Source organism: Bradyrhizobium sp. Kon58 (genome assembly GCF_055807455.1).
The window spans coordinates 1-644 of record NZ_JBVVOT010000107.1 but is presented as its reverse complement, the minus strand read 5'-3'; the positions used below and the strand labels follow the sequence as shown (position 1 = coordinate 644).

Below are 644 nucleotides of genomic sequence, written 5' to 3'. Positions count from 1 at the left end.
ATCCTCAGCGAAGGCCACAGCCAGGTCTTCATGGCGCTCAGACAAGCGATCCTTGAACGGCGGCCGGTTCACGTGAGTGATGGCAGCAAGCGCCAGACGGTCTGCCCGTACACTCTGGGCCACGCCGCCGGTGAGGAGCGCGCATTCGCCCTCCTTGTGGAGGCGAGTTTGAGCACGAAGCGTCCGGTCAAAGCCAGCTGGATCTGCCTTCGGTTGTCGAAGATTGAGGAAGTTCTCTTCGCCGATGAGCCTTGGATCGAGCAAGACTACCCGGGACCGGTGCAACGATGTGTCGATAAGGTGCACCTGGACGCGAGACCGTAGTTCGCGGCACAAGCCTCGACTAATTGAGGCCGGTGTAGCGGGGCGCCGCTGCCCTCGAGAGCAGGTCAATTCCGCAGGATCGGCGCCTCGCGAAGTGCAGTCCTGCCGATCTGCTTCAGCCCGTCAACCGATGTCTCGCCCTTGGTGGCGGCTTCGAGGATCATGGAGGCCACGTGCGTGCGGGCAGAGGTCTCGTAGCGTGACACGCTCTCGCACACCTCGTCGAGGACCGCGCGCAAAAGTGCGGTGGTTTCAGCATCGAACATTGGAGGTCTCCCCCAGCGAAAGCAGCATTCTGCCTGAACCCGGCCAGCCGGGGA

Annotated in this window: 2 protein-coding genes; one reads left to right on the top strand and one right to left on the bottom strand. The window is 62.7% G+C overall.

Annotated features, from left to right (window positions below; translation table 11 throughout):
• On the top strand, positions 1-324 hold a 324-nt coding region (locus AC0L20_RS39655; protein ID WP_473295611.1), incomplete at its 5' end, for a hypothetical protein.
• Between the two features lie 65 nt (positions 325-389).
• Here AC0L20_RS39655 and AC0L20_RS39650 read toward each other — a convergent pair.
• Positions 390-590 (bottom strand): hypothetical protein, encoded by a 201-nt coding sequence (locus tag AC0L20_RS39650; RefSeq protein WP_473295609.1) that lies wholly within the window; start codon positions 588-590, stop codon positions 390-392.
• Between the last annotated feature and the right edge of the window lie 54 nt (positions 591-644).